We start from the raw sequence: 23,934 nt of genomic DNA on the forward strand, positions 1-23,934 counted from the left end.
GGAGCCGTCATGCGCATCGGGATCCCCAGCGAGATCAAGAACAACGAGAGCCGCGTCGCCGCGACGCCCGCCGGCGTCCACGAGCTCGTCCGGCGCGGGCACGACGTGCTCGTGCAGTCCGGCGCGGGCCTGGGCTCGCACCTCCGCGACGAGGACTTCACCGCCGCCGGAGCCCGGCTCGCCGCGGACGCCGACGAGGTCTGGGGCGAGGCGGACCTGATCCTGAAGGTCAAGGAGCCGATCGCGGCGGAGTACCCGCGGATGCGCTCGGGGCAGGTGCTCTTCACCTACCTGCACCTGGCGGCGTCGCGCGACTGCACCGACGCGCTGCTCGCCTCCGGCACCACCGCGATCGCCTACGAGACGGTGCAGCTCCCCGATCGCCGGCTGCCGCTGCTCTCGCCGATGAGCGAGGTCGCGGGGCGCCTCTCGATCACCGTCGGGGCGTACCACCTGATGAGCCCGACCGGAGGGCGCGGCACGCTCCTGGGCGGAGTGCCCGGCACACCCAAGGCGAAGGTCGTGGTGATCGGCGGAGGAGTCGCCGGAGAGCACGCCGCGGCCAACGCCCTCGGGATGGGCGCGGACGTCACCGTCGTCGACCTGTCGCTCCCCCGCCTGCGCGAGCTCGAGAACCGGTTCGGCGGCGCGGTGCAGACCCGGGCGTCGTCGACCTACGAGATCGCCGCCCAGGTCGCCGAGGCCGATCTGGTCGTCGGCTCCGTCCTGATCCCGGGGGCACGCGCTCCGAAGCTCGTGACGGACGAGATGGTCGCCACCATGAAGGCGGGCTCCGTGCTGGTCGACATCGCGATCGACCAGGGCGGCTGCTTCGAGGGCTCGCGGCCGACCACGCACGACGATCCCGTCTTCGCGGTGCACGACAGCGTCTACTACTGCGTGGCGAACATGCCCGGTGCAGTTCCCGAGACCTCGACGCGCGCCCTCACGAACGCGACGCTCCCCTACGTCGTGGCTCTGGCCGACCGCGGATGGGAGGGGGCGCTGTCGGCCGACCCGTCCCTGGCGAAGGGCCTCAGCATCCACGAGGGGCACGTGGTGAACGCGGCGGTCGCGGAGTCGTTCGGGCTGCCCGTCACCCGCGTGGACGAGCTGCTGGGCGGAAGCCACGACGGCTGAGCGCCCACACCGCCGCTCCTGCCGCGAGCACGGCGGCGGAGAGGCCGACGACGTGGAGGACGAGGGACGGCGCGCCGTTCGCGGGAAGCAGGAAGCCGTAGGGGACCCAGCCGTCCGTGCGTCCGCGGATCAGGACGACGACGAGCCACACGAGCGGGTGGACCAGGACGACGGGCAGGGCGGACCAGCGCAGCCGGCGGCGGTCGGCGACCAGCGCCCAGTCGAGGACCGCGAGCAGCGGGAGCACGACGTGCAGGAGCACGCTGACCCAGGTCGGGGCGGATCCGGTGCCCGGGACGAGGGTGTTGTAGATCGCGCCGACCACGATCAACGACGCCGTCGCGATGCCCCGGACGAGATCGAACGCCGCCGACGGGCGCTGCCCGGCGATCGCGATCGCGCCGGACGCGAGGAGCACGACGGCGAAGAGGGCGCTCGTCTGATTCGTGAAGTAGCCGAAGTAGTCGAGCGGGGCGCCGTCACCGGCGGCGAGGCGGAGGCCGTACGCGTAGCCGAGGACCCCGAGGACGACGAGTGCCAGGGAGATGCGCAGCACGGCCACGGCGGCCGGGGTCGGCGCACCGGCGCGCCGGTCGCTCATGCAGCGCTCGGGGGGTCGTCGTCCCCGACCTCGCCCCGCCGGCTCAGCCACCCCGGTCCCTCGCTGCGGAGGCGCCGCCGATCATCGCTCGGCGTGCCGTCGGCTCCCGGCGCGGCCGGCGCCGCGGACCGGTGGATCAGGAGCCGGACCTGCTGCACGACTCCCATCACCACTCCGGCGCCGAACAGCGGCAGACCGAGCAGGAGCACGAACCACAGCGGGGCGTGGCGGCGCGAACCGCCGATGTCTGCCTGGAGGTCCCAGCCGGCGTCGGCCGCCAGGACCACGATCGCGAGCACGAAGACGGCGCTGACGAGCGACAGCGCCCAGGGGTGCTCCTGGAGGTAGGCCTGCGTGCGGTGCGAGCGCGTCCCCCTGGCCATGACCCGATCCTACGGACGGACGGGAGCGCCGGGCCGCCGGCCCCGCCCACGACGAGCGGGCGCGCACCGCGTCAGGTGCCCGACTCGGCCCCCGCTGAGCGGTAGTCGACCGCCCAGGCCGCCCCGAGCGCGAACAGGGTGGAGACCCCGTGGTGCTCCATGGCGGCGGCGACCCGACGACGGCCGGTGCGCGGATTGATGCCGAGCCGGTAGGACGCGGTCTCGAGGGTGATGCCCGTGCGCATCAGGCGCAGGAGCGGGGTCCAGTGCTCCTCGACGGCGTCCACCGGGACGGCCTGCCGCCAGAGCTCCTCGAAGTACGAGCCGACCAGCCCGGCGAGGGCGGGATGCCGCAGGCCCAGCACGCTCGTCGGCCGGGTCTCGCCCCACTCGAACGGCACCGCCAGGTACTCGCCGTCGACCCAGAACCAGCTGGGCGGGGTCTCGAGCAGCCGGTACTCCACGCCCGCCTGCTGGTACGCCTCGATCCGGGCGAGCACGCGCGGGTCGCGGATCCCCTCGGACGGGATGATGACCCGCACGCGGTCCTTAGCGGCCAGTGCGCGTCCGAAGCGCAGCGCCCGCTCGGTCGGCGGATCGAGGAAGCGCTCGACATCCGGCAGGACCGCGATGAGGGTTCCGGAGTCGCGGCGGACGAGATCGAACCAGAGGTCCTCGGAGGCGTGCGGTCCGTGGCGCAGGAGGGTGGGCACGAGGTCGCCGGACACCTCGCCGACCGACCAGGCTCCGAGCAGGCCCTGCAGCTCGGCCACGATGCCCTCGATGCCGTCGGTCGACTCCCGGGTGGCGCGGCGGGCCGCCGCCGTGTGCTGCGCGATCCGCAGGCCGGCCCACTCGGCCGGCGGGACGTAGGAGAGCAGCTCGCCCTCGCCCGCCAGCAGCCCTCGGCCGCGGAGCCGCTCGGCCCCCGCCGCCACCTCGGACGGATCGAGGTGGGTGAGCTCGGCCGCCTCGGCCAGAGTGCCCGGACGACCGCGGTGCAGTGCTGCGAGCAGATTCTCGTCGTCCATCGGTCTCCAGTGCTCGGCGGGCCCTGGGACGACAGTGCCCTGATGCGGACAGGGGTGCAAGCGGAACTCGCTCCGCGGCCGACCCGGAGAGGACAGAAGAGGGCTACAGGGACGATCGTCGTCTGACTCCTCTCCACCCACCGCGAGTACGCCGAGCGCGGGTGCGCGAGGTGCGGGATCGCGAGGTGCGGGATCCCGAGGTCGATCGGGGGACTCCCTCAGCGGCCTCACGCTCCTCGGACTCGTCAGGCGCGAGGGATCGGAGCCAGTCGTTCGTCCGATCGAGGGCGAGGCGCTGATCCAGTGGCGCCTGAGGCCCGTGGACATCGGGGGCCGTCTTGACGAGAACGTCGCGGACGACTCGCTCGATGGCGTCCTCGAGCATGGAGAGGCGCCGAGGCGTGACGTCTTCCCTGGACCGGATGCCTGCGAGGAGGAGCAGCCGGACGAGACGTGTGCGCAGAGCGAGATCGCGCCGAGAAGGCGACGGCGAAGCGAGATCGATCGGGCCGCGCGCGCTGTCGGCTCTGTCGATCAGGTCGGCGAACGACTTCCTCTCCTTGCCGATCCTCTCGCGCTCCTTCCGGACCCTCTCGGAGGACGCGATGAGGGCGACCTCCTGCTCCGACTCCGGCGGCAGGCCCTCCCACGGTTCGCGGCCCTCGATCAGACCGAGGCGACGACTGAGTTCGTCGATGACCGGATCAGAACGCCACCTCCACCCGTAGTGGCGTGACACGACCAGGACGTCCCGCCACTCGAGGACGGGTTCACGGGCGGGTGAGCGGCCCGCGGGAATATCGAGCTCCGGGTCGTGCGGGATCCATGCGCGGATCGCCGACTGCTCGCAGGCGGTCCGGAAGAGCTCGATCGCTCTCGGAGAGATCGAGCCGCCTCGCGACAGCATGCACGCCGCGCTGTACGCGATCGGCGGATCGGAGTGCGCCATGGCGCGACGGAGCCAGCGATCCCGCCACCGGGTGCCGAGCAGTAGGTCTGCGACGGCCGTGTCCCAGACTCGAGCGACGAGGTGGGCCCCCGCCGTGCGCGGTCGGACGGGCGTCCTGCCGGAGCAGACGACGGACGCGGAGGCGACGACGAGTGTCCCCGAGTAGATCACCCGCCGACCGCTCGGGGTCATCACGATCGTTCCGGCGGGGACCGTCGAGAGGCGCGTACCCGGCTCCACCCGGATCTGGGTCCCCTCGGGCAGGGAGAGTCGCGGTCCGACGGCGCCTCGGGGGATAAAGCCGAGCACGCCCGACTCACAGGTCACCGCGGTCGCCGACACGAGGCTCACCCTCGGTCGGGAAGCGGGGTCGCAGGTGCACCACCTCCTCTGCGGCTCAGGTGCCCCACCCGCCTTCGCGAGGCAGACGCACTCCCAGAGGGTCGCTCCGGGAGCGAGTACCACCGATGTTCCAGCCGCCATCGAGAAGGCGTGGTGGCGGCGGGAGTCCGCCGTCTCGGCCGGGTCCTGCTCCGCGAGGGTCACCGCTGCACTGACTGCGAGCTCCGCACGGATCCCCTCCCGCAGCGCACGGCTCGCGCGTCGGCGGAACGGCCACCTCAGGAAGGCGCCTCGGAGGAAGACGAGCGAGTGCAGTCGTTTGAGAGCCGTCTCGTAGCGCTCGGGCGATTCCCCTCCGTTTCTGGCGAGAGCGAGATAGGTCGCGAGTACACGACAGCGCAGATCGACGACCGCGCGCCCGGAGCCGTGGAAATCGAATCGGCGCTGCTCGTCGAACTCCCACAACCAGTCCCGGTACGCGTGGATGGCGGCACGGTCGCCCGCCAGACGGAATCGGGTCCGCTGCAGTGCCACTTCGACGGCGAGATTCCCTGGATCGCGCTCCCTGGCCAGCGTCAGCAGCCGAAGGGCCGACTCGCGGTCGTATCGGAAACGTGTCGTGGCGATGGAGTGCAACGCCAGGGCGTGCGCGTCCGACGCCCCGGCGAGTGACCCGAAGCCGGGATGCGCTCGAGCTGCGGCGATGACGAAGGAGGCCGCCGCGAGAAGGATCCTGTCGCGCTCCCGTTCCTCCCCGGTCCGAGCCAGCGGAAGCTCCCACTCGCTGTCGTCCATCGACTCGTCGAGGATCACCCGCCCGTTGCGGCGCACCGTCAGATGCACGTCGTCGCTGACGACTGTCACGGTGACGACCCACGGCGTCAGGGCCGAGAACCACAGGATCGCGGCCTTCGCCGCCCCGACGAGCCTCGCCGGCACGGCGAGCTTTCCGGCGATCGGCACTCCTGTGACGGGAAGATCCTCGATCGCTCGACGCACGAGTGCTTCGACGCTGTCGCCGGGAGCCGGGAGCTCGATCGATCCGGCATCACTTCTGCAGAGCGTCCTGACTCCCGCCGCGAAACGCTTCGCGACCTCCGACTGGCTCTTCGACAGGTCAGGGGCGGAGGGGGCCGCTCGCGGAGACGGAGCAGCCCCTCGCGGACCTGCCGCAGTCGCGGCGGTGGTCGACTGCCCGCCCTCCTGGCCGCTTCCGGCCCCTGTCGCCGGCACGTCCTCGGCCGCCGACCCGATCTGAGCCTCCGGCGCCTGCGACCCGGTCGCGGCATCGGAGGCCGGCCCGATCACGACAGCGACTCGCAGTCGCGAGGCGGCGACCCTCGAGAGGGCGAGGCTCCCCCACAGCGCGAGCAGTACGGGGAGGAGTACCAGTCGCACCGCAGGCACGGGGTCGTCCCCCGGCTGCTCGAGACGAGGAGCCCGAGCACCGTCCGCACCGAGGGCGCCGACGATGAGCACGAAGCCGATCGCGGCGAGAAGGAGCGCTGCGACGCCCGCCGCGAGGAGGACGGCGTTCCTGCGGAACCCGATCCGTCCCCACGGATTCATCGGCAGGTAGACGAGCAGACGGGCGACGAACAGGCAGACGAGGAGGAAGACGACTGCGCCGACGATCGGAGCGAGGACCGGTGTCAACCAGGCGTCGACCGCCGCCGTCCATCCCGCTGAGAACGCCTCCCAGTCGTTGCGCGGCTGAGCCGCGGTGCTCGGAGCGGAGCTCGGTGTCGCCGAAGCGGTGGCACTCGGTGCGACCTCCGGCTGATCGGAAGCGATCCCCGTCGAGCCCGTGCCCTGCCGTGCGTTCTCCTCCTGTTGCGCGGCGGGGGCCGATTCGGACGGCTCGGGGAGGGGCGTCGGCACGCAGACCCGGCCGTCCGGCCCCGTCGGTGCAGCGAGCGTCGTCGCAGGGGCAGTGGCGCACGGCGTCGGAAGGTAGAGCGCGCCGGTTCCCCGTTCGGGGGAAGGCGAGAGGGAGCTCCAGACAAGGGCACACAGCAGAAGCGGAGCGAGCAGGGCGACGGCCGCGATCGGTCGGCTGTAACCACGAGAGGAGCGCGACATCGGGCCTTCTTCCCACGAGACCAGAGTGTCCTCCTCGGCGCTGTTGCAGACAAGGACCACGACCACCCGGATCCGCGCTGCTCGGCCTCGACCGGCTCGATCAGCTCAGACCGAGCCGCTCGACGATCTCCGCGATCTCCTCCTCCGGAGCCCTGCCGACGTCGACCGCGATGTGACGCTCGTCGTCGCCGAGGGGCTCGAGCAGGCCGAACTGCGAGTCCAGGAGCGCCGCCGGCATGAAGTGGTCGAGCCGCGAGGCCAGACGGTCGGCGACGACCTCCTTCGACCCGGCGAGGTGCACGAACACCAGGTCGTCGCGGCGGAGGATGTCGCGGTAGCTGCGGCGCAGAGCCGAGCAGGTGACGACGACAGGGCGGCCGTTGCCGATCCGCTCGTCGACCTCTCGGGCGATCTCGGCGAGCCACGGCCCCCGGTCGACGTCGGTCAGAGGCGTTCCTGCCGCCATCTTCTCGACGTTGGAGCGCGGATGCAGGTCGTCGCCCTCGAGGAAGCTCCAGTGCAGGAAACCGGCGAGCAGGGCGGCGACGGTGGACTTCCCACTGCCGGACACCCCCATGACGACGATCGCGCGGACAGGCGCGGTGAGCGGCTGCGACATCAGAGACCTCCTACGAACAGACCGATCACGAGCACCCCGGCGAGCCCGGTCACCGAGACCAGGCACTCCATCACGGTCCAGGTCTTCAGTGTCTGGCCGATGCTGAGTCCCAGGTACTCCTTGACGAGCCAGAAGCCCGCGTCGTTGACATGGGACAGGAACACCGATCCGGCGCCGATCGCGAGCACCATGAGGGCGACCATCGGTCCGTCCATCGTCTCGGTCAGAGGCTGGAGGATCCCTGCGGCGGTCACGGTGGCGACCGTCGCCGAGCCGGTGGCGATGCGGATGACGACCGCGACGAGCCAGGCGAGCAGGAGCGCGGACGCTCCGCTCCCCTCGGCGAGCTGAGCGACGACGCTGCCGATGCCGGTGTCGACCAGGACCTGCTTGAATCCGCCGCCGGCGCCGACGATCAGCAGGATCCCGGCGATGGGCGGGAGGGAGCTGGAGAGCGAGTCCTGCAGCTCGGAGCGGTTCATCCGGCCGCCGCGCCCGAGCAGCACCAGACCGGCCAGCAGCGCGATGGCGAGGGCGATGGTCGGAGTGCCGAGGAAGTCGAGCAGGGACTTCCACGCGTCGTCGGATCCCGGAGCGGCGATGTCGGCGACGGCCTTGCCGAGCATGAGCACGACGGGCAGCAGGATGCTCGCGACCGCGGCGACGAAGCCGGGGCGGTGCTCGCGGGCGTCGCCGGCTCCCTCGCCGAACAGCGGCGGCGTCTCGACGGGCGCCCACTTCGCCGCGAGGCGGCCGAAGAGCGGGCCGGCGACGACGACGGTCGGGATCGCGACCAGGACGCCGAACGCGAGGGTGACTCCGAGGTTCGCTCCGAGGGCGTCGATGGCGACGAGCGGGCCCGGGTGCGGAGGCACGAGGCCGTGCATGACGGAGAGGCCGGCGAGCGTCGGGATCGCCACCTTCATCAGGGGCAGGCCGCTTCGGCGGGCGACCAGGATGACGACGGGGATGAGCAGCACGAGGCCGACCTCGAAGAACATCGGCAGGCCGATCAGCGCGCCGACGAAGCCCATCATCCAGGGCAGTGCCCGAGTGCTGGAGCGGGCGATCAGGGTGTCGACGATGCGGTCGGCGCCGCCGGAATCGGCGAGGAGCTTGCCGTACATGGCTCCGAGGCCGATGAGGATGCCGACGCCGCCCATGGTGTTGCCGAAGCCGAGCGCGAAGCTCGCCACGGCGTCGGCGGGGGCCATCGCCGCGACGAGACCGGTGGTGAGTGCGCCGATCAGCAGCGAGACGAAGGGGTGCAGCTTGAGCCAGGTGATCAGCACGACGATCACGGCGATGCCGAGGATCGCGGCGAGGATCAGTTGCCCCTGCGGAGCGGTGGTGCTGACCTCCTCGCCCGCGGCGCGGAGGAGGGAGGGAAGAGTCGGTGTCATGAGCGTCCTTGGTCGATCCGACGGCGGCCGGACGGCTCCTGAGGAGCGTTATGTCCGACATAACCGGTGTGCTCGAAGATTATGTCCGATGATTGGCGCGGCGTCGAGCGGACTTGGGAGGATGTCCCCATGACCGCGACGCCGCCCTCCCTGCACCACTCGGTGCTCGACGAGCTCGGCTCGCAGATCGTGCGCGGGGAGCTGGAGCCGGGAACGGCGTTCAGCGCCGACGAGCGGGCGGAGCGCCGGGGCGTGTCCCGGTCGGTGATGCGCGAGGCCGTCCGTGTGCTGGAGTCCCTCGGACTGGTCACCTCGCGGCGCCGCTCCGGCACCCGGGTGGAGCCCCAGGAGTCGTGGAACGCACTGGATCCCCGCGTGATCGGCTGGAGTCTGGACGGACCGGACCGCCAGCGGCAGCTGCATCAGCTCAGCCAGCTCCGCCTGGGCGTCGAGCCGCTGGCCGCGCGGCTCGCGGCGGTGAACGTGACCCCCGCGCAACGGGAGGCACTGGTGGACTCGGTCCGGACGATGTCGGCGAACGCCGGTTCGGCGGACGAGAGCGCCTACCTCGCCGCCGACACGGCCTTCCACCGGACCCTCCTGGCCGCGTCCGGCAATCGGATGCTCGCGCAGCTCGCCGACCTGGTGGCCGAGGTGCTCGCCGGACGCACCCGGAACGCGCTCATGCCGCGCGAGGCGGACAGCGAGGCCGTGCGATTGCACCGCGCGGTCGCATCGGCTGTCGCCGAGGGGGACGGGGAGTCCGCCGAGACCGCGATGCGGGCGATCGTGGAGGAGGCGGATCGGGCGGTGCAGTCGTCCTGAGCAGCTGTGCTCGCCGGCGGCTCGGGCCTCGAACCGACGGGGCGCGCCGGAAGAAGGCGAGCATCTCAACGGGATGCCGGCGGTCCGGGCGCTCAGGAGCGGCGCGGCAGCGCCCCGGGAGTTGCTCGGAATGCCGGAGGACGCTCTCTCCGCTGCACCCGGCGGCCGGCTCGGCCATCCGCCAGCACCCTCAGAACGGCCGTGGGGACTCCTGGAAGCGTGGCGAGCGCGCGGTGGTGGCGAGCTCGGGGATGAGGGCGGGTGGTCTCGTGGTGATGCGGCGTCCGGTGGGGGTGGTCCAGTCGGCGGTGCCGTCGGGGTGGAGGACGTAGGTCCAGCGGTCGCCGTGGCGGACGTGGTGGTGGGCGATGCAGAGCGAGGCGAGGTTCTCGAGGGCGGTCTCTCCGCCATGGCGCCACTCGATCGTGTGATCCGCCTCCGTCCGGGCCGCGACGCGGGTGCAGCCGGGGAAGCGGCAGGTCTGATCCCGCAGCTGCAGCGCGAGGCGCATCTGCGGCGGAGGCACCCGGTGCGTGCGCCAGACCGACACCACCGCCCCGGTCTGCGGATCGGTCAGGACCCGGGTGAACGACGCGGCGACCCCGACCAGCTCGCGGGCGGCTCCGGCAGGGACCAGGCCGTAGCCGTCGAGCACCGCGGGCGCGTCGTCGAGTCCGGCAGCGGTGCTCGCGGCCAGGGTCAGCCGCACCTCGGCGCGCACCCCCGGCACGAACGTCGAGTCCGCCGGTCCGGCGCCGGGAGCGGTGCCCGCGACGTCCCCGTCGCACAGCAGATCAGCGAGGGCGTCCGCGCGCAGCTGCGACAGCGTGCGCCCGTCCCCGTCCGCCCGCCCGCTCTCCGCGCTCTCGCGCAGGCAGCGGGCGATGCGATCGAGCCGCGCGAACGCCCCCGCCGCCACCGGAGCCGGCAGCAGCGCGCACAGCATCGCCATGCCGTCCACCTCCGGCACCACCCACACCGCGCGATCCTCCCGAGCACGCGCATGCCGCACCGTCAGAGGCTCCGCATGCAGTTCGTCCCGCAGTCGCGCGACCCGACGCCGCAACTGCGTGGGCGTCAGCTCGACGGCCAGCGGCGCAGCCCGCGCATCGAACACCGCCCGCGACTCCGGAGGCAGCGTCGCTGCGACCGCGCAGATCACCTGACCCGCCTCCCACCACACCTGCGCCGACTCGAGGAGCGCCCGCATGCACGCCAGATCCTCCACCAGCAGCTGCGCATGCAGCAGCTCCCGCGACACCACCCGCTCCGACACCCCCAGCGCGACCGCCAGCTCGGCCCGGACCGACCGCTCCACCAGATCATCCGACTCGCTCCGCGACAACCCCCGCGCGAACGCCTCCGGACACCTCACCGCCACCCGATGCCCCTCATACAGCTCCTCCGCCGCCGCCAGCAGCACCGGCGCCACCGAACGCACCAGCCGATCCGCCCGATCACCGCGCCCGCGCACCTCCGCGAGCCCCGACTCCGACCCCGACGACTGTTCTCGCTCGTCGCTCTCGAACCCGCTCGCCACACCCGCCACCTCCTCTGATCGCTCCCCCGCCCCACGAGGAGTGAACCAGCGACCACTGACATTCCCTCACCTCCGCCGAACCCGGCGATCGTCCGCTGTCGAGCACCGGACCGGACTTGCCGAACCGCCCCTCGGAGCGCACAGTGGAGGGATGGTCGAGGGCTACTCCGCCGCGCAGGTGCGGGCCGCAGAGGCGCCGCACCTCGCCCGGCGCGAACCGCTGATGCAGCGGGCTGCGGACGGTCTGGCGCGCGAGATCCGCGCACTGCTCGCCGGGCGACGCGACCGGCGCGGGCCCGGAACGGTTCTCGTGCTGGTGGGGCCGGGGAACAACGGCGGAGACGCCCTCTACGCGGCCGCCGAGGTGGCGTCCTCCGGAGTCGACGTGCTGCTGGTGCTCACCGCGGACCGCTGGCACCAGCGCGGCCTCGCGGTCGCGCTCGACGAGGGCTGCGACCGCGTGCAGGCCGACGATGTGCGCGCTCTGCTGGCGGCGGTCGCGAAGGCGGACGTCGTCGTCGACGGGATCCTCGGCATCGGCACCCGCCACCCCGCTCTGACGGGACGGCCGCGCGAGATCGTCGCGACGGTGATCGATGCGCTCACCGACCGCGAGCACCCGCCCGTCGTCGTCGCGGTCGATCTGCCCAGCGGCGTCGGACCGGACGACGGCGGCGTGCCCGATCCGGTCGTCCTGCGCGCTGACGTGACCGTCACCTTCGGGGCGATCAAGGCGGGGCTCCTGCTGCCGCCCGGTGATGCGTTCGCCGGGCGCATCCGCCTGGTCGACATCGGCCTGCGACCCGATCTCGAAGGGGTCGAGCCGCTCGTCCGGGAGTGAGGCTCAGCCCCCGCGGGTGAGCAGGTGCGCCTTCTCGGGGTGCTCGTCGAACCACTGGCCGACGTACCAGCAGAGCGGCACCACCCGGCGATCGCCGGAGGACTCGATGTCCGCCACCGCGAACGCCACGAGTTCCCCGGCGTGGCCCCGGCCGCGGAACGGCGGCGAGGTGAAGGAGCGCACGAGCGACACCGCCTTCTCGTTCTCGCGGTAGTCGAGGACGCCGACGAGGGCGCCGTCCTGGTGCAGCTCGTAGCGGGAGGCGTCGTCCGCTCGACGGAATTCCTGGGCCATGCCCTCAGCGTAGGACGAGGGCGGGCGCCGCGGGCGAGGTGTCCGGAAGACCCCGATCAGGACTCGTCGTCGAGGAGGTCGCCGTCGACGTAGTACCAGCGCCCGTCCTCGCGGACGAACCGGCTGCGCTCGTGCACGAGGCCGACGCCCTCGGACGAGCGGTAGGACGCGCGGAACTCGACGAGCCCGTCGACGGCGCCCTCCTCTCCGCGAGCCGTGTCGACGATCTGCAGACGGCGCCAACGGACGCCGTCGTCGAGGTCGATGCGCGCGGGCCGGGTCGACGGGTGCCAGCTCGCGAGCAGGTACGGAGCACTGCCGAGCACGTTCGCGCTGTAGCGGCTGCGCATCAGGCGCTCGGCGGTGGGCGACGGGGTCTCGCCGAGGTGGGCGGGGCGGCAGCAGTCGGCGTAGTGGCGGCGGCTTCCGCACGGGCAGGCGTCGGCGGGGTGCATCCGGACAGTGTCGCAGGTGAGCGAGCAGGCCGCTCAGGTGTGCATCCCCTCCACATCCGCTCCCCCGGCTTGAGACGCACGGCGGTTCTCGGAATCGTGGCCGTCTCATCGACCACGGACGGAAAGGAACGACCGATGCTCACGCTCACCGACAACGCCAGCACCGTCGTCAAGACCATCACGGGACAGACCGAGACCCCTGTCGAGGGAGGCCTGCGCATCAGCGGGAACGACCTCGACGCCCAGAACTTCGCGGTCGCGGTCGCGGCCGCTCCGGAGACCACCGACGCGGTGGTGGAGCAGGACGGCGCCCGCGTCTTCCTCGACGTCGCCGCCTCGGTCGCCCTCGGCGACAAGGTGCTCGACGCGCAGGTCGACGACAGCGGCACCGTCAGCTTCGGGCTCGCCGCGCAGGGCTGAGTCCGCTGAACCGTCGAGAGGCCGCCTCCCCGCTCCAGCGGGAGGCGGCCTCTCGTGTTCCTGCGGCCAGCGTCAGGACAGGATGTCGCGGGTCGTGAATCGGCCGGCCGCCAGGGCGCCGAAGACGGCGACGTACGCGAGCTGCAGGAGCGCGTTCTCGCCGAACGAGCTCCACGCGATCGGGTCGCGCAGCAGGTCGGCGAAGTCGAACCACCGGTCGGTGAAGAGGAACGGATGCAGCGCGTCGAGCTGCGAGAGGGAGCCGACGATCTGCGCCGCGATCGACACGACCACGGTGGCGGCCATGGCGCCGACGGGCACGTCGGTCAGCGTCGAGACGAACAGGCCGATCGCGGCGAGTCCGACGAGCGAGAGGGCCACGTAGACGGCGATCGCCAGCGCGCGTGCGACGGCGTCGGCCAGCGGCACCGTGCTGCCGGACAGCAGCGTCACCGGCCCGACGGGGAACAGCGCGAAGCCGATCAGGATGCCGACCACCATCACCGTGAGGGCGGCGGCGAGGCAGAAGGCGAGCGAGGCCGCGAACTTGACCGCGAGCAGGCGGAGCCGCCCGACCGGGGTGACGAGGAGGTAGCGGAGCGTCCCGAGCGACGCCTCGCCCGCGATCGCGTCGCCGGCGACCACTCCGACGGTCAACGGCAGGAAGAGCGGCACGGCGACGGTGACGGCCGCGAACCCGGTGAACAGGCCGTTGCCGCCGATCGCTCCGACGAAGGACGGGCCACCGCCCTCGCCCGACAGCCGGACGGCCACGGCGAGCAGCAAGGGGATCGCCGCGAGGGCCGCCAGGAGCGCCCACGTGCGGCGGCGGCGGAACAGCAGCGCGAGCTCCGAGAGCAGGAGCCCGCCCGCTCCCCCGCGGGAGCGGCGCACGGCGATCGCGGGGTCAGCGCTCGACATCGAATCCCTCCCCGGTCAGCTCGACGAATCGCTCCTCGAGCGAGGGGCGGCGCACGGCGAAGCCGCGCACGCGCACGTCGTCCGCGACCAGCGCGGCGACGACGGACTCGGCGGCGAGTCCCGGAGGCATCGCGGCGAGGACGACGGGCGGGTCGGAGGGATGGCCTCCGGGCGCGGTCCGAGGCACCAGCCCCAGCTGCGCGAGGCTCCGCTGCGCCCGCTCGGGATCGGGGGTGACGAGCTCGATCGCAGCGGCGTCCCCGCGGAGCTCGTCGAGCCCTCCCTGAGCCACGAGGCGTCCCGTCCGCATCACGGCGGCGTGGGTGCAGAGCTGCTCGATCTCGGCGAGGAGGTGGCTGGAGACCAGCACGGTCGTGCCGTCGGCGTTGAGGCTGCGCACGAGCGACCGCACCTCGCGGGTGCCCTGCGGGTCGAGGCCGTTGGTGGGCTCGTCGAGCACGATGAGATCCCGCGGGGAGAGGAGGGCGACGGCGATGCCGAGCCGCTGCTTCATGCCGAGCGAGTAGGAGCCGACCTTCTTGCGGGCGGCGGCGCCCAGCCCGACGCGGGCGAGCGCCTCGTCGACGCGCGCCCGGCGGGTGCGCGACGAGGTGCCGGCCTCGGCGGCGTCGAAGCGACGCAGGTTGGCCGCACCCGAGAGGAACGGGTAGAAGCCGGGCCCCTCGACCAGGGCGCCGACCCGCGGGAGCACATCGGCCGAGCGCCGGGGCATGCTCTCGCCGAGGACGGTGATGCTCCCCTCCGTCGGTGCGGCGAGGGCCAGGAGCATCCGGATGGTCGTGGTCTTGCCGGAGCCGTTGGGCCCGAGGAAGCCGAACACGGCCCCGCGCGGAACCGCCAGGTCGAGACCCGAGACGGCCTCCTGACGCCCGAAGCGCTTGGTGAGGCCGCGGGTCTCGACCGCGAGGTCGGCCGCGGTCACCGACCGGCCGCGTCGACCAGGACGTCGACGGGGACCGCTCCGGCGAGGACGCGGCCGTCGTCGGTCAGCAGCACCGAGACGAGGGCCGACTCGAGGGCGCGGCCCCCGGTGACGGGGGTGGTCACGGCGTCGAGGGCGCCGAGCGCTCCGGTGCCGCCGGCGGGCAGCTCGACGACGGTCGCCCAGCCGCTACCGGTCGTGACGACCTGGGATCCGTCGGCCCCGGGCTCCTGGGGCTCGACGGCACCGGGCTCGACCGCGCCGGGCTCGGGCGCCTCGTGCACGGGCGCGGCCTTCTCGGTGACCTCGGCACCGGCGGGCGGGGTGAACGACAGCATCGCCGCGTCGGGAGCGTCGAAGTCGATGCTCGAGTACGCGACGCTGAACGCGGGGGCCGTGCCTCCGCGGGCCGTGACGGCGACGCCGAGCGGGAGCCCGGTTTCTCCGTCGATCGAGACCGTCACGGAGCCGACGAGGGTCGTGCCGTCGCGCGGCGTGAGGACCAGCTCGTAGGCGTCCCGCCCGGCGACCTCGACGTCGGAGCCGACGGCGACGGTCGTCGTGGGATCGATGCTCGCGAGGAGCTGCTCGGCGACGCTCGAGGGCGTCGGCACCTCGGTCGGCGGGACGGCCTCGGGGGCCGTGCCGTCCGACTCCGGGGGCAGGAAGTGGGTGGCGGTGTTCTCGGCGGAGTCGTAGACCCAGACGCCCTCGCCCTTCGTCGCGACGACGTCGCGCTCGGCGAGGCGGTCGAGGACCTGGAGCCGGGCGCCGCGGTCGGCGTCGACGAAGACCCGCGCCTCGTGCGAGCCGGTGGCGAGCTCCATCAGGGCGTCGACTGCGGAGGCCTCGGAGTCGGGCGCTCCGCCCGCGGCCGACCCGAGCGCGGACAGATCGGGCAGCCCGAGGTCGGAGGTCTGCTCGATGTCGCCGGAGAACGCGGTGACGTCGTTCTCGGCGACGAAGCTCAGCAGCTCGGAGGCGGACTTCTCGGGGAGGTCCCCGGCGGCGCTCGCGGAGAGGGGCAGGGCGACGGCCGCGGCGACGACGACCAGGGGGACGGCCGCAGCGGGCGCCCAGCGCTTCCAAGTGGTGCTCATACCCCGGGAGGGTACGCGCCGAACCACGGAGCCTGCTGCGAGTCGCGGGACGTCAGGCGACCCGCTCGGCCGAGACGACGACGTTGTCGACGTAGTGGCCGTAGGAGTCGTCGAAGACGCCGCCGCAGGTGATCAGGCGCAGCTGGGCGGTCGGCTGCGGGCCGTAGACGTCCTCCGTCGGGAAGTCCTCCTTGGGCACCGTCACGGAGCCCGTGACCGCGAAGGTGCGCGTGCTGCCGTCGGAGAGCACGACGTCCACCGTGTCGCCCGGGACGAGGGAGGCGAGGTCGAGGAAGACCCCGGGGCCGATGCGGGAGTCGACGTGACCCGCGATCACCGCGGGCCCGATGTCGCCGGGGACCACTCCGTCGCGGTACCAGCCGGCCTCGTCGACCGCGACCGGGGGCTGGATCCAGCCCGTGCCGTCCCTGGTCAGCGACTCGAGGGTGGAGTCGACCCCGAGCGCGGGGACGACCACGCGCACGGGGACGACCGAGGAGCGGGCCGGTGCGGCGGCGGAGACGGGGTCCTGCAGCGCTCCGGCGGCACCGGGTCCGGGCGTCGCGGGCGCGGTCGGCGACGGCGCAGTGCTCGAGGCGACCGGGGAGCTCCCCCTCGGGCGCGCCCGCCCCCGGGGCGCCCGAGCAGCCGGCGAGGAGCAGGAGCGCCGCGACGAGGCCTGCGGCGTGCGCGGCGACGCGCATCAGCTCGTCCGGCCGCCGAGACGGGTGCGACGCGCGAGCAGGGCGACCGCTCCCGCGATCAGGCCGAGGACGGAGACGACGCCGAGCAGTCCGGGGACCGCCGGACCCTGCGCGGAGGAGACGTGCACGGCGGTCGCTCCGCCACCGGTCTGGATGCCGCCGACGGGGAGATCGCCCACCGCGGCGGAGTCGAGGACCGGGGAGACGACCAGTCCCGAGCTCGCGTCGTCGAGGACGAAGAGGGACGCCACGGAACCGGGAGCCAGGTCGAGGTCGGCGGTCGCCGAGACGCTGCCGGCGGAGAGGTCCAGGCTCCAGGGGCCCGCGGGCACGCTCGTGTACGGGGTGGCGGTCCCCTGCGCGGCGTCGGTGGCCAGAGCGGTGCCGGTGGTGGTGGCGACGTCGACCTGCGAGGCCGTCGTGGAGGCCTGGATCACCCGCACGCGGGCCTGCCCGTCGGCCGGGGGCGTCAGATCATCGGTGAAGACGGTGGTGCGCAGTACGGCGTTCCGGCCCAGAGCGGCGACGGTGAGCGGAGTGCCCGCTGACACGTCGACGGACTGCTCGATGACGGGCGACGTGCCCTCGGGTGCGTCGGAGGGCACCATCGAGACGACGTAGGTGCCGGGCTGCAGGGTCCAGTAGGGCGAAACCGCTCCGTACGCGACGTCGTCGAGCTCGAACGCGGCGCCGCCGCCCGCCAGCGACGTCAGGGTCACGTCGACCGACTTCGTGTCGGGCGAGAGGTGCGCGACCCGCACCCATCCGGTCCCCTGCTCCGCGGCCGAGGCGGGGGCCGCTCCGAGGAGCGTCGCGGCGGACACCGCGGCGACGGCGATCGCGGCCCAGGAGCGGCGGCGGGAGGAGGGGGCGAACGGGTGCATGAGAGGTCCTTCGGGTGAGGTGGTGCCTTACGGCGCGCCCGGGAGCAGCCCGGTCGGCTCGTCGAGGTCGAGGGTGACGAGCAGGCCCTGGGGGGTCGACTCGACGGAGGTGGGGACGAACTCCCCCGATTGGCTGCCGAGCCACGTCGTGGCCTCGGCGGTGGCGGTGGGGTCCGCGGGCACGCCGGCCCCGTTGTAGCCGGACAGGACCAGGAGGTGGCGCACTCCGTCGGTCTCGTTCGGTCCGACGGGGAAGTCGGCGACCGAGAGCGGCGCGGAGGCGAGCTGCTGACCCAGCAGCAGGAGCAGGCGGGCGTCGACCCGGCCCTGCTCGAGCAGAGCGCGCGCGGCGGGAGTCGTGGTGAGCGCCGGATTCGCGGCGAGCTGCCCTCCGGCCGACGCGCGAGCGGCGGTGAGGACGGCGGCTGCGGCGGCGGCCTGGTCGATCCCCTCGTCGAGCACCCGGCGCACCTCCACGGCGGACCCGCCGCTGCCGAAGGCGGCGACCGCCTCGGAGTTGGCCAGCGCGGTCTCGGCCTCGCCGGACGCGCTCGCCCGGAGCGCGGGCGTCGCGAGGACGTAGTCCGCCGCGCGCCAGGCCGAGTCCGGCGCGGCGGCCGTGAGGGTCGACTCCGAGACGACGGTGTCGCCCGGGAAGCCGGCGTCGGTGACGTCGGTGACGAGGGCGTCCTCGACGAGGAGCACGGAGTCGGGGTCGAGCGAGGAGGCGACCCACGCGACGGCCGCCTCCGTGGTGCCGGGTGCCGCGGCGACGGGCTCCGCCGCGTCGTCCCCGCCCTGCGTGAGCAGGGGGACGGCGACGAGGGCTCCGCCGAGGACGAGGACGGCGGCGCCGATCCCGGCGCCGATCACGAGGGCGCGGCGACGGCCGCGCGAGGACGGCGACGGCTGGGCATCGACGGGCGCGCCGTACCACTGGTGCGCCGAAGCGGCGACGGGCGGGGGCGGTGCGTCGGCGGAGGGACGGAGGTCCTCGTCGGGCTCCGTCAGCGGGGCGGTGGGCGGCTCGGGCGAGACGGCGGGCTCGGGGCGGACGGGCTCCGGGAAGACGGACGGAGGCGACGGACGGTGCGGCACGGGCACCGGCGCGACGAACGGCGCCGGGGCGGCCGGCGGCTCGGGCGCGACGAGGGGCTCGGGCTCGACGAAGCGCGCCGGCTCCGGCTCGGGGGCAACGGGGACCTCGGGCTCCGGCTCGGGCGCGACGAGAGGCTCCGACTCCGGCTCGATGACGGGCTCCGGATCAGGAGCGGGTTCGGGCGCCACGACGGGCATCGGCTCCGGCTCCGGCGTGAGCTCGGGCTCGGGCTCCGGCTCGGCGACGGGCTCCGGCACGACGACCGGCGCCGGCGCGACGACGGGCTCCGCGGGTGCCGTCGGCTGCGGGGCCGCGCCGGCTCCGAACGCTCCCCGACGACGACCCTCCGCGGGGACGAAGGACGCCACGGCCGGGTGCGGGAACTCGACGTGGTCGGTGTCGAGCTCGCAGACCTCTCCGATGACCGGCGCGACGGCCCCTCCGCCTGCGGCGAGCGCCGGAGCGAGCAGCGCCGGGGCGACGACGGCGTGGTCGACCTCGTGCACGGTCGGCGCCTCGTCCGGCTCCGGTCGCGTGGGATCGACCTCGAGGACGGGCACCGGCACCTCGGAGCGGGCGGGCACGTCGCGGGGCGTCCGCTCCTGCTTGAAGGCGGCGGCGCGGGGTCGGGAGAGGTCGGGGACGAAGTCGGCGACCGCCGGGTTCGGGAACTCGATCGCGTCGGCGTCGAGCTCGCACGTCTCGCCGAGAACGGGCGCGGCTACCTCGAACACGGGGAGTTCGCGGGGCTGCTCGGGCTGCGGGGCGGGCGGCCGGGGCGGCACGGCGCTCCCGTGAGCAGTGGCGCCGCGGTGGTCAGGCTCGGAGCGATCCGGCTCCGCGTCGGCACCGGGGCGCACGAAGGAGAGCAGACGTCGGGCCGCGGTCGTCGCGCGCGCCATCAGCGCACGCTCCGTCCGGGCTCGTTCCGTCGTCCGAGGGTCATGTCTCCTCTTCGGAGCCCCTCCGGTCGATCGGCTTGGTCCGTCGTGCGCTGCGGAAGCGCGTCCCCACCTGTGCATGGGCACAGTCTTGCGGTGCAGTGGCGCGAAACGAAACGCTGGGGGCACGGGAGTCCCGCGTGTCGCCTCCTCCGCTCGACCCCGCGCGGGGGTGCGCGGAACCGGTGCGGCCGGGATGATCGGGGGATGGACCTCCCGTTCCCGCTCCCGATCGCCCCCATGCTCGCCAAGGCGGTCGCCGCCGTCCCCGCGCAGGACAGCGTCGCGGGCGGCTTCTCCTACGAGCCCAAGTGGGACGGATTCCGCGCGATCGTCTCGATCGCCGACGGCGTCGTCGAGATCGGCAGCCGCGGCTCCAAGCCGCTGACGCGCTACTTCCCCGAGCTCGTCGAGGCCCTCGCCCGCCTCCTCCCCGACGGCTGCGTCGTCGACGGCGAGATCGTGCTGGCGACCGGGCCGGAGGGCGCGCAGCGGCTCGACTGGGACCTCCTCTCGCAGCGCATCCACCCCGCGGCGAGCAGGGTCCGGACCCTCTCCGCCGAGACTCCTGCCATGCTCGTCGCCTTCGACCTCCTGGCCGTCGGCGGGCGTTCGCTGCTCGAGGAGCCGTACTCGGCGCGCCGCACCGCGCTCGCCGACCTGCTCGACGGCGTGCCGCATCCGCTCCACCTCGGACGCACCACCTCCGACGAGGCGCTGGCCCGCGACTGGCTCGACCGCTTCGAGGGCGCGGGGCTCGACGGAGTGATCGCCAAGCCGCTGGGAGCCCCGTACGCCCCGGGGAAGCGCACGATGCTCAAGGTGAAGCACCACCGCACGGCCGACGTCGTCGCGATCGGGTACCGCGAGCACACGTCCAAGCCCGGTGTCGGCTCCCTCCTCCTGGGCCTGTTCGACTCCGACGGCGAGCTGCGGCAGGTCGGCGGCGCCTCCGCCTTCACCGACGCCCGCCGGCTCGAGCTCGTCGAGGAGCTCGCCGACGCGGTGGAGCGCGACGAGGCCGGGGAGCCCGTGCGCGGCGACGGCGAGCGGAGCCGGTTCTCGAACGGGAGGGACACGTCCTTCGTCCGCCTGCGGCCGATCCGCGTGCTCGAGGTCCGCTACGACCAGCGCGAGGGCGACCGCTTCCGGCACACCGTGCAGTTCGAGCGCTGGCGCCCGGACCGCGAGGCGCGCTCGTGCACGTTCGAGCAGCTCGAGCAGCCGGTCGCCTACGACCTGCAGGACGTGCTGGGCTGAGACTCAGTCGGCCGTCTTCTTCGCGCGGCTGGGCTGCACGCGGGGCGGCTCCCCCGGCATCTTGGGGAAGTCGGGCGGGAAGGGCAGCTCGCCGAGCCCGGCCGCGACGTCCCGCTCCCACCAGGCCAGCAGCGTCTCGAGCGTCCCCGGCGCGTCGTGCATGCGGGCCCACGGATCGCCCGTCTCGCGGAGCCGGTCGGGCACGGTGCGGATCGTGAACGCCGTCGGATCGACACCGTCGAGCTCGTCCCACTCCACGGGGCAGGAGACCGGCGCGTGCGGCAATGGGCGGGGACTGTAGGCGCCGGCGATCGTGCGGTCGCGGTTCGCCTGGTTGAAGTCGACGAAGAGGCGCTCGCCGCGCTCCTCCTTCCACCACGCGGTGGTGACGTCCCGGGGCATCCGGCGCTCGAGCTCGCGGGCGGCGGCGATCACCGCGTGCCGGACCACCAGGAACTCGTGCTCGGGCACGATCGGCGCGAACACGTGCAGACCCCGGTTGCCGGAGGTCTTGACGAACGGCTCGAGCCCGGCCTCGCGGAGGACCTCGCGGAGCACGTGCGCGGCGCGGACCGCCTCGGCGACTCCGGTGCCCGGCTGCGGGTCGAGATCGATGCGCAGCTGGTCGGGGTGGTCGGAGTCCTCGGCGCGCGAGGCCCACGGGTGGAAGACGAGCGTGTTCATCTGGGCGGCCCAGACCGCGACGGCCGGCTCGTCGATCACGAGCTGCGGATGCACGCGGCCGCTCGGGTAGGTCACCGGCACCGAGCGCACGTACTCGGGTGCGCCCTTCGGCGGGTTCTTCGAGAAGAACTGCTCGCCGTCGATCCCGGAGGAGAAGCGCTGCAGCGAGATCGGCCGGTCGCCGTTGGCCGCCACGAACGCGTCGCCCACCGCGATCAGGTACTCGGCGACCTCGCGCTTCGTGATCCCCGGCTCCGGGTAGAGCACCCGATCGGGGCTCGAGAGCCGCACCTCCCGCTCGCCGTGCGGTCCGGGGACGGTGAGGACGACGGCGTCTCGGGGCATCCCCCCACGCTAGCCCGCGGCGCCGCCCGGCGACAGGGGACCGCCGGGGCGGCGGCGGAGGCGGATCGGCCCCTTCGCGCGGGACGGATCGACGATCTGCCCGCCCTGGACGATGTCGATCTCGCCGCGGTCGACGAGTCGGCGCGCGGCGCGGCGCACCGGTTCCATCAGGGGGCGCCAGTCCTCGCCGCCGACCTTCCGCGCCACCTCCGACGGGCAGGCGGTCGAGGACGCGGCCCGGGCGAGCAGGACGGTCCGGATCTCGTCCTCCAGCCGCGCCTCCTCCGGCCCCACGCCGCGGCGGCGGCAGGCGTCGGAGCAGTACTTCACGTTCTCCCAGTCGCGCGCCCACTTCGCGCGCCACTGGATCTCGCGCCCGCAGGAGGCGCAGGTCTTGCTCTCGGGGCGGGCGGAGGACTCGCGGACGCGGTGGGCCATGCTCCGAGTCTGCGCGGGCGTCCGATCCTGTGCCACCGGTTGCGGGATGCCGAGGGGACCTGCAGGAGCCGGTGTCATACTCCGCAATGCGGCCCAGCGGCCCCGGCCGGTACGACAGGCTGGAGGGACCGTGCTGCGGCACGGAGGCGGGCCGTCCCGGTCGCCGCGCCGCACCCCGAACGATCAGGAGTCTCCGATGAGCCGTGAGAACCTCGCCACCACCTCCGACGCCGATGCGAGCGGGCACCACCGCGCCGCCTTCGCCGGCCTGTCGCCGGAGGAGTTCAAGCTCGCGTTCCGCAATCACGCCGCCGGCGTCGCCCTGATCACGGCCGACCCGGGCACCGGACCCGTCGCGCTGACCGCGACGTCGGTGTTCTCGGTCAGCGCCGAGCCCCCGCTCTTCGTCTTCTCGCTGTCCGCCGCCTCCTCGAGCACGCCCGCGATCCGCGCCTCCGAGACGCTCGTCGTGCACCTGCTCGGGGCGCAGCAGCTCGACCTCGCCCGCCTGGGCTCGACCAGCGGCATCGACCGCTTCGCCGACACGTCGCTCTGGTCGCGACTGCCCACCGGCGAGCCGTACTTCCCGGCCGCCGCGGCGTGGATCCGGGGCACCGTCATCAACCGCATGGAGGCGGGCTCGTCGACGATCGTCGCGGTGCACGCCCTCGAGGCGCACGTGCCGGAGGACTCGGACGCCGCGGCTCCGCTCGTCTACCACAACCGCACCTGGCACCACCTCGGCGAGCACTCGCGCCTGGGCTGACCCGCTCGAACGCGAGAGCGGCCGTCCTCGGGGTCCGAGGGCGGCCGCTCCGGCGTTCCGCCCGGCTCAGTCCTCGCCGACGGCCACCGGGCGGCCGGGCGTGCTCGACCACTGCGACCAGGAGCCCGGGAACACCTGCGGGGCGAAGCCCGCGAGCGTGAGGGCGACCGCGTCGGCCGCGGCCGTCACTCCGGAGCCGCAGTAGACGCCCACGGGTGCCGACGCGGTGACGCCGAGGGACTCGAAGCGGGCGCGCAGCTCGTCGGCCGGGAGGAAGCGGCCGCTCTCGTCGACGTTCGCCGTGGCCGGAGCATTGCGCGCGCCGGGGATGTGCCCCGCGCGCGGATCGATCGGCTCGACCTCGCCGCGGAAGCGCTCCGGCGCCCGGGCGTCGAGCAGCACGCCGTGCTCGGGCAGGGCCGCGGCCTCGTCGATGTCGAGCACCGGGAGTGCTCCGTAGCGCAGCTCGACGTCGCCCGCGGCAGTCTCGACGGGTCCGGTCTCGAGGGGGCGGCCCGAGGCGGTCCAGGCCCGGAGGGATCCGTCGAGCAGGCGCACGTCGGCGACTCCCGCGTAGCGGAGCAGCCACCAGGCGCGGGCGGCGGACAGGTTCTTCAGGTCGTCGTAGACGACGACGGGCTGCCCCTGGCGAAGCCCCCAGCGCCGCGCCGCCTCCTGCAGCCGGTCGACGGAGGGCAGCGGGTGCCGGCCCTCCTCCGGTGCGCCGTGCTGCGCGAGCTCGTGATCGAGGTCGACGTAGACGGCGCCGGGCACGTGGCCCTCGAGGAAGGCGGGGCGCCCGTCGGGGCGATCGAGCCGCCAGCGCACGTCGAGGACGAGCGGCGGCGCGGGCGAGGCGAGGGCCGCCTCGAGCTCGTCGGGTGCGACGAGCACGGAGCTGCGGGCGGGGATGTCGGTCATGAC

Annotated in this window: 24 protein-coding genes; 6 read left to right on the forward strand and 18 right to left on the reverse strand. The window is 73.7% G+C overall.

What is annotated here, in order from left to right; all coding sequences use genetic code 11:
• Positions 1–9: 9 nt before the first annotated feature.
• Positions 10–1,140, forward strand: a complete 1,131-nt coding sequence (ald, locus tag AC0CID_RS05200; RefSeq protein ID WP_465225987.1) for an alanine dehydrogenase — start codon at positions 10–12, stop codon at positions 1,138–1,140.
• Here ald and AC0CID_RS05205 read toward each other — a convergent pair.
• The 6 genes from AC0CID_RS05205 to AC0CID_RS05230 all read right to left on the reverse strand — a co-directional run bounded on the left by AC0CID_RS05205 (position 1,097) and on the right by AC0CID_RS05230 (position 8,550).
• Positions 1,097–1,741, reverse strand: a complete 645-nt coding sequence (locus tag AC0CID_RS05205) for a Pr6Pr family membrane protein (RefSeq protein ID WP_465225988.1) — start codon at positions 1,739–1,741, stop codon at positions 1,097–1,099. The genes ald and AC0CID_RS05205 overlap by 44 nt on opposite strands.
• A complete protein-coding gene (locus tag AC0CID_RS05210) occupies positions 1,738–2,124 on the reverse strand; it encodes a hypothetical protein (RefSeq protein ID WP_465225989.1) in 387 nt (128 codons plus the stop codon). The genes AC0CID_RS05205 and AC0CID_RS05210 overlap by 4 nt, the downstream gene beginning before the upstream one ends.
• 71 nt (positions 2,125–2,195) lie before the next feature.
• Positions 2,196–3,155, reverse strand: coding sequence for a hypothetical protein (locus AC0CID_RS05215; RefSeq protein ID WP_465225990.1), 960 nt, complete (start codon positions 3,153–3,155; stop codon positions 2,196–2,198).
• A gap of 103 nt (positions 3,156–3,258) precedes the next feature.
• The gene (locus tag AC0CID_RS05220; protein ID WP_465225991.1) at positions 3,259–6,102 is read right to left on the reverse strand and encodes a hypothetical protein; all 2,844 of its coding nucleotides are present in this window, start codon (positions 6,100–6,102) and stop codon (positions 3,259–3,261) included.
• A gap of 526 nt (positions 6,103–6,628) precedes the next feature.
• Complete coding sequence (locus AC0CID_RS05225) at positions 6,629–7,147, reverse strand: gluconokinase (RefSeq protein WP_465225992.1); 519 nt, start codon at positions 7,145–7,147, stop codon at positions 6,629–6,631.
• Positions 7,147–8,550: a GntP family permease gene (locus AC0CID_RS05230; protein WP_465225993.1), complete on the reverse strand. Its 1,404-nt coding sequence runs from the start codon at positions 8,548–8,550 to the stop codon at positions 7,147–7,149. The genes AC0CID_RS05225 and AC0CID_RS05230 overlap by 1 nt, the downstream gene beginning before the upstream one ends.
• Before the next feature lie 129 nt (positions 8,551–8,679).
• On the opposite strand from AC0CID_RS05230, the gene AC0CID_RS05235 reads away from it, so the two are divergent.
• A complete protein-coding gene (locus AC0CID_RS05235; protein ID WP_465225994.1) occupies positions 8,680–9,375 on the forward strand; it encodes a FadR/GntR family transcriptional regulator in 696 nt (231 codons plus the stop codon).
• Between the two features lie 190 nt (positions 9,376–9,565).
• Here AC0CID_RS05235 and AC0CID_RS05240 read toward each other — a convergent pair whose 3' ends face one another.
• Positions 9,566–10,924: an HNH endonuclease signature motif containing protein gene (locus tag AC0CID_RS05240; RefSeq protein ID WP_465225995.1), complete on the reverse strand. Its 1,359-nt coding sequence runs from the start codon at positions 10,922–10,924 to the stop codon at positions 9,566–9,568.
• Between the two features lie 142 nt (positions 10,925–11,066).
• Here AC0CID_RS05240 and AC0CID_RS05245 point away from each other — a divergent pair, with 142 nt between their 5' ends.
• Positions 11,067–11,756 carry an NAD(P)H-hydrate epimerase gene (locus AC0CID_RS05245; RefSeq protein WP_465225996.1) on the forward strand — a complete coding sequence of 230 codons (690 nt, stop codon included), beginning with the start codon at positions 11,067–11,069 and terminating at the stop codon, positions 11,754–11,756.
• 3 nt (positions 11,757–11,759) lie between these two features.
• Here AC0CID_RS05245 and AC0CID_RS05250 read toward each other — a convergent pair whose 3' ends face one another.
• Both AC0CID_RS05250 and AC0CID_RS05255 read right to left on the reverse strand, forming a co-directional pair.
• On the reverse strand, positions 11,760–12,050 hold the full coding sequence (locus AC0CID_RS05250) for a GNAT family N-acetyltransferase (protein WP_465225997.1): 291 nt from the start codon (positions 12,048–12,050) through the stop codon (positions 11,760–11,762).
• A 56-nt stretch (positions 12,051–12,106) separates the two neighbouring features.
• Positions 12,107–12,505, reverse strand: coding sequence for a YchJ family protein (locus AC0CID_RS05255; RefSeq protein ID WP_465225998.1), 399 nt, complete (start codon positions 12,503–12,505; stop codon positions 12,107–12,109).
• A 135-nt stretch (positions 12,506–12,640) separates the two neighbouring features.
• On the opposite strand from AC0CID_RS05255, the gene AC0CID_RS05260 reads away from it, so the two are divergent.
• Entirely contained in the window at positions 12,641–12,925 is a 285-nt protein-coding gene (locus AC0CID_RS05260; protein ID WP_207406373.1) for a hypothetical protein, read from the forward strand.
• A 72-nt stretch (positions 12,926–12,997) separates the two neighbouring features.
• Here AC0CID_RS05260 and AC0CID_RS05265 read toward each other — a convergent pair whose 3' ends face one another.
• The 6 genes from AC0CID_RS05265 to AC0CID_RS05290 all read right to left on the reverse strand — a co-directional run bounded on the left by AC0CID_RS05265 (position 12,998) and on the right by AC0CID_RS05290 (position 19,478).
• Positions 12,998–13,846, reverse strand: coding sequence for an ABC transporter permease (locus tag AC0CID_RS05265; protein ID WP_465225999.1), 849 nt, complete (start codon positions 13,844–13,846; stop codon positions 12,998–13,000).
• On the reverse strand, positions 13,833–14,789 hold the full coding sequence (locus tag AC0CID_RS05270) for an ABC transporter ATP-binding protein (RefSeq protein WP_465226000.1): 957 nt from the start codon (positions 14,787–14,789) through the stop codon (positions 13,833–13,835). The genes AC0CID_RS05265 and AC0CID_RS05270 overlap by 14 nt, the downstream gene beginning before the upstream one ends.
• Positions 14,786–15,889: a LolA family protein gene (locus tag AC0CID_RS05275; protein WP_465226001.1), complete on the reverse strand. Its 1,104-nt coding sequence runs from the start codon at positions 15,887–15,889 to the stop codon at positions 14,786–14,788. Before AC0CID_RS05275 ends, AC0CID_RS05270 begins: the two co-directional genes overlap by 4 nt.
• A 52-nt stretch (positions 15,890–15,941) precedes the next feature.
• Positions 15,942–16,424: a class F sortase gene (locus AC0CID_RS05280; protein WP_465228053.1), complete on the reverse strand. Its 483-nt coding sequence runs from the start codon at positions 16,422–16,424 to the stop codon at positions 15,942–15,944.
• Positions 16,425–16,592: 168 nt separating this feature from the next.
• Positions 16,593–17,477 carry a DUF4397 domain-containing protein gene (locus AC0CID_RS05285; protein ID WP_465226002.1) on the reverse strand — a complete coding sequence of 295 codons (885 nt, stop codon included), beginning with the start codon at positions 17,475–17,477 and terminating at the stop codon, positions 16,593–16,595.
• Between the two features lie 27 nt (positions 17,478–17,504).
• Complete coding sequence (locus tag AC0CID_RS05290) at positions 17,505–19,478, reverse strand: hypothetical protein (RefSeq protein ID WP_465226003.1); 1,974 nt, start codon at positions 19,476–19,478, stop codon at positions 17,505–17,507.
• Between the two features lie 246 nt (positions 19,479–19,724).
• Here AC0CID_RS05290 and AC0CID_RS05295 point away from each other — a divergent pair, with 246 nt between their 5' ends.
• The gene (locus tag AC0CID_RS05295) at positions 19,725–20,777 is read left to right on the forward strand and encodes an ATP-dependent DNA ligase (protein WP_465226004.1); all 1,053 of its coding nucleotides are present in this window, start codon (positions 19,725–19,727) and stop codon (positions 20,775–20,777) included.
• A 3-nt stretch (positions 20,778–20,780) separates the two neighbouring features.
• Here the strand turns inward: AC0CID_RS05295 and ligD are convergent, their stop codons facing one another.
• Together ligD and AC0CID_RS05305 are read right to left on the reverse strand one after the other, a co-directional pair.
• Positions 20,781–21,806 (reverse strand): non-homologous end-joining DNA ligase, encoded by a 1,026-nt coding sequence (gene ligD, locus AC0CID_RS05300; RefSeq protein WP_465226005.1) that lies wholly within the window; start codon positions 21,804–21,806, stop codon positions 20,781–20,783.
• Between the two features lie 9 nt (positions 21,807–21,815).
• On the reverse strand, positions 21,816–22,244 hold the full coding sequence (locus AC0CID_RS05305) for a DUF2256 and DUF3253 domain-containing protein (protein ID WP_207407576.1): 429 nt from the start codon (positions 22,242–22,244) through the stop codon (positions 21,816–21,818).
• 196 nt (positions 22,245–22,440) lie between these two features.
• Here AC0CID_RS05305 and AC0CID_RS05310 point away from each other — a divergent pair, with 196 nt between their 5' ends.
• The gene (locus AC0CID_RS05310; RefSeq protein ID WP_207407578.1) at positions 22,441–23,010 is read left to right on the forward strand and encodes a flavin reductase family protein; all 570 of its coding nucleotides are present in this window, start codon (positions 22,441–22,443) and stop codon (positions 23,008–23,010) included.
• Between the two features lie 66 nt (positions 23,011–23,076).
• Here AC0CID_RS05310 and AC0CID_RS05315 read toward each other — a convergent pair whose 3' ends face one another.
• The gene (locus tag AC0CID_RS05315) at positions 23,077–23,931 is read right to left on the reverse strand and encodes a sulfurtransferase (protein WP_465226006.1); all 855 of its coding nucleotides are present in this window, start codon (positions 23,929–23,931) and stop codon (positions 23,077–23,079) included.
• Positions 23,932–23,934: the final 3 nt, after the last annotated feature.

This window comes from Rathayibacter sp. AC451, assembly GCF_979253095.1.

Bases quoted from the DNA above. Each gene is read 5' to 3' on its own strand.
- ald (WP_465225987.1), top strand. From the start codon at position 10: ATGCGCATCGGGATCCCCAGCGAGATCAAGAACAACGAGAGCCGCGTC.
- AC0CID_RS05205 (WP_465225988.1), bottom strand. From the start codon at position 1,741: ATGAGCGACCGGCGCGCCGGTGCGCCGACCCCGGCCGCCGTGGCCGTG.
- AC0CID_RS05210 (WP_465225989.1), bottom strand. From the start codon at position 2,124: ATGGCCAGGGGGACGCGCTCGCACCGCACGCAGGCCTACCTCCAGGAG.
- AC0CID_RS05215 (WP_465225990.1), bottom strand. From the start codon at position 3,155: ATGGACGACGAGAATCTGCTCGCAGCACTGCACCGCGGTCGTCCGGGC.
- AC0CID_RS05225 (WP_465225992.1), bottom strand. From the start codon at position 7,147: ATGTCGCAGCCGCTCACCGCGCCTGTCCGCGCGATCGTCGTCATGGGG.
- AC0CID_RS05230 (WP_465225993.1), bottom strand. From the start codon at position 8,550: ATGACACCGACTCTTCCCTCCCTCCTCCGCGCCGCGGGCGAGGAGGTC.
- AC0CID_RS05235 (WP_465225994.1), top strand. From the start codon at position 8,680: ATGACCGCGACGCCGCCCTCCCTGCACCACTCGGTGCTCGACGAGCTC.
- AC0CID_RS05245 (WP_465225996.1), top strand. From the start codon at position 11,067: ATGGTCGAGGGCTACTCCGCCGCGCAGGTGCGGGCCGCAGAGGCGCCG.
- AC0CID_RS05250 (WP_465225997.1), bottom strand. From the start codon at position 12,050: ATGGCCCAGGAATTCCGTCGAGCGGACGACGCCTCCCGCTACGAGCTG.
- AC0CID_RS05255 (WP_465225998.1), bottom strand. From the start codon at position 12,505: ATGCACCCCGCCGACGCCTGCCCGTGCGGAAGCCGCCGCCACTACGCC.
- AC0CID_RS05260 (WP_207406373.1), top strand. From the start codon at position 12,641: ATGCTCACGCTCACCGACAACGCCAGCACCGTCGTCAAGACCATCACG.
- AC0CID_RS05265 (WP_465225999.1), bottom strand. From the start codon at position 13,846: ATGTCGAGCGCTGACCCCGCGATCGCCGTGCGCCGCTCCCGCGGGGGA.
- AC0CID_RS05275 (WP_465226001.1), bottom strand. From the start codon at position 15,889: ATGAGCACCACTTGGAAGCGCTGGGCGCCCGCTGCGGCCGTCCCCCTG.
- AC0CID_RS05285 (WP_465226002.1), bottom strand. From the start codon at position 17,477: ATGCACCCGTTCGCCCCCTCCTCCCGCCGCCGCTCCTGGGCCGCGATC.
- AC0CID_RS05290 (WP_465226003.1), bottom strand. From the start codon at position 19,478: ATGGCGCGCGCGACGACCGCGGCCCGACGTCTGCTCTCCTTCGTGCGC.
- AC0CID_RS05295 (WP_465226004.1), top strand. From the start codon at position 19,725: ATGGACCTCCCGTTCCCGCTCCCGATCGCCCCCATGCTCGCCAAGGCG.
- ligD (WP_465226005.1), bottom strand. From the start codon at position 21,806: ATGCCCCGAGACGCCGTCGTCCTCACCGTCCCCGGACCGCACGGCGAG.
- AC0CID_RS05305 (WP_207407576.1), bottom strand. From the start codon at position 22,244: ATGGCCCACCGCGTCCGCGAGTCCTCCGCCCGCCCCGAGAGCAAGACC.
- AC0CID_RS05310 (WP_207407578.1), top strand. From the start codon at position 22,441: ATGAGCCGTGAGAACCTCGCCACCACCTCCGACGCCGATGCGAGCGGG.
- AC0CID_RS05315 (WP_465226006.1), bottom strand. From the start codon at position 23,931: ATGACCGACATCCCCGCCCGCAGCTCCGTGCTCGTCGCACCCGACGAG.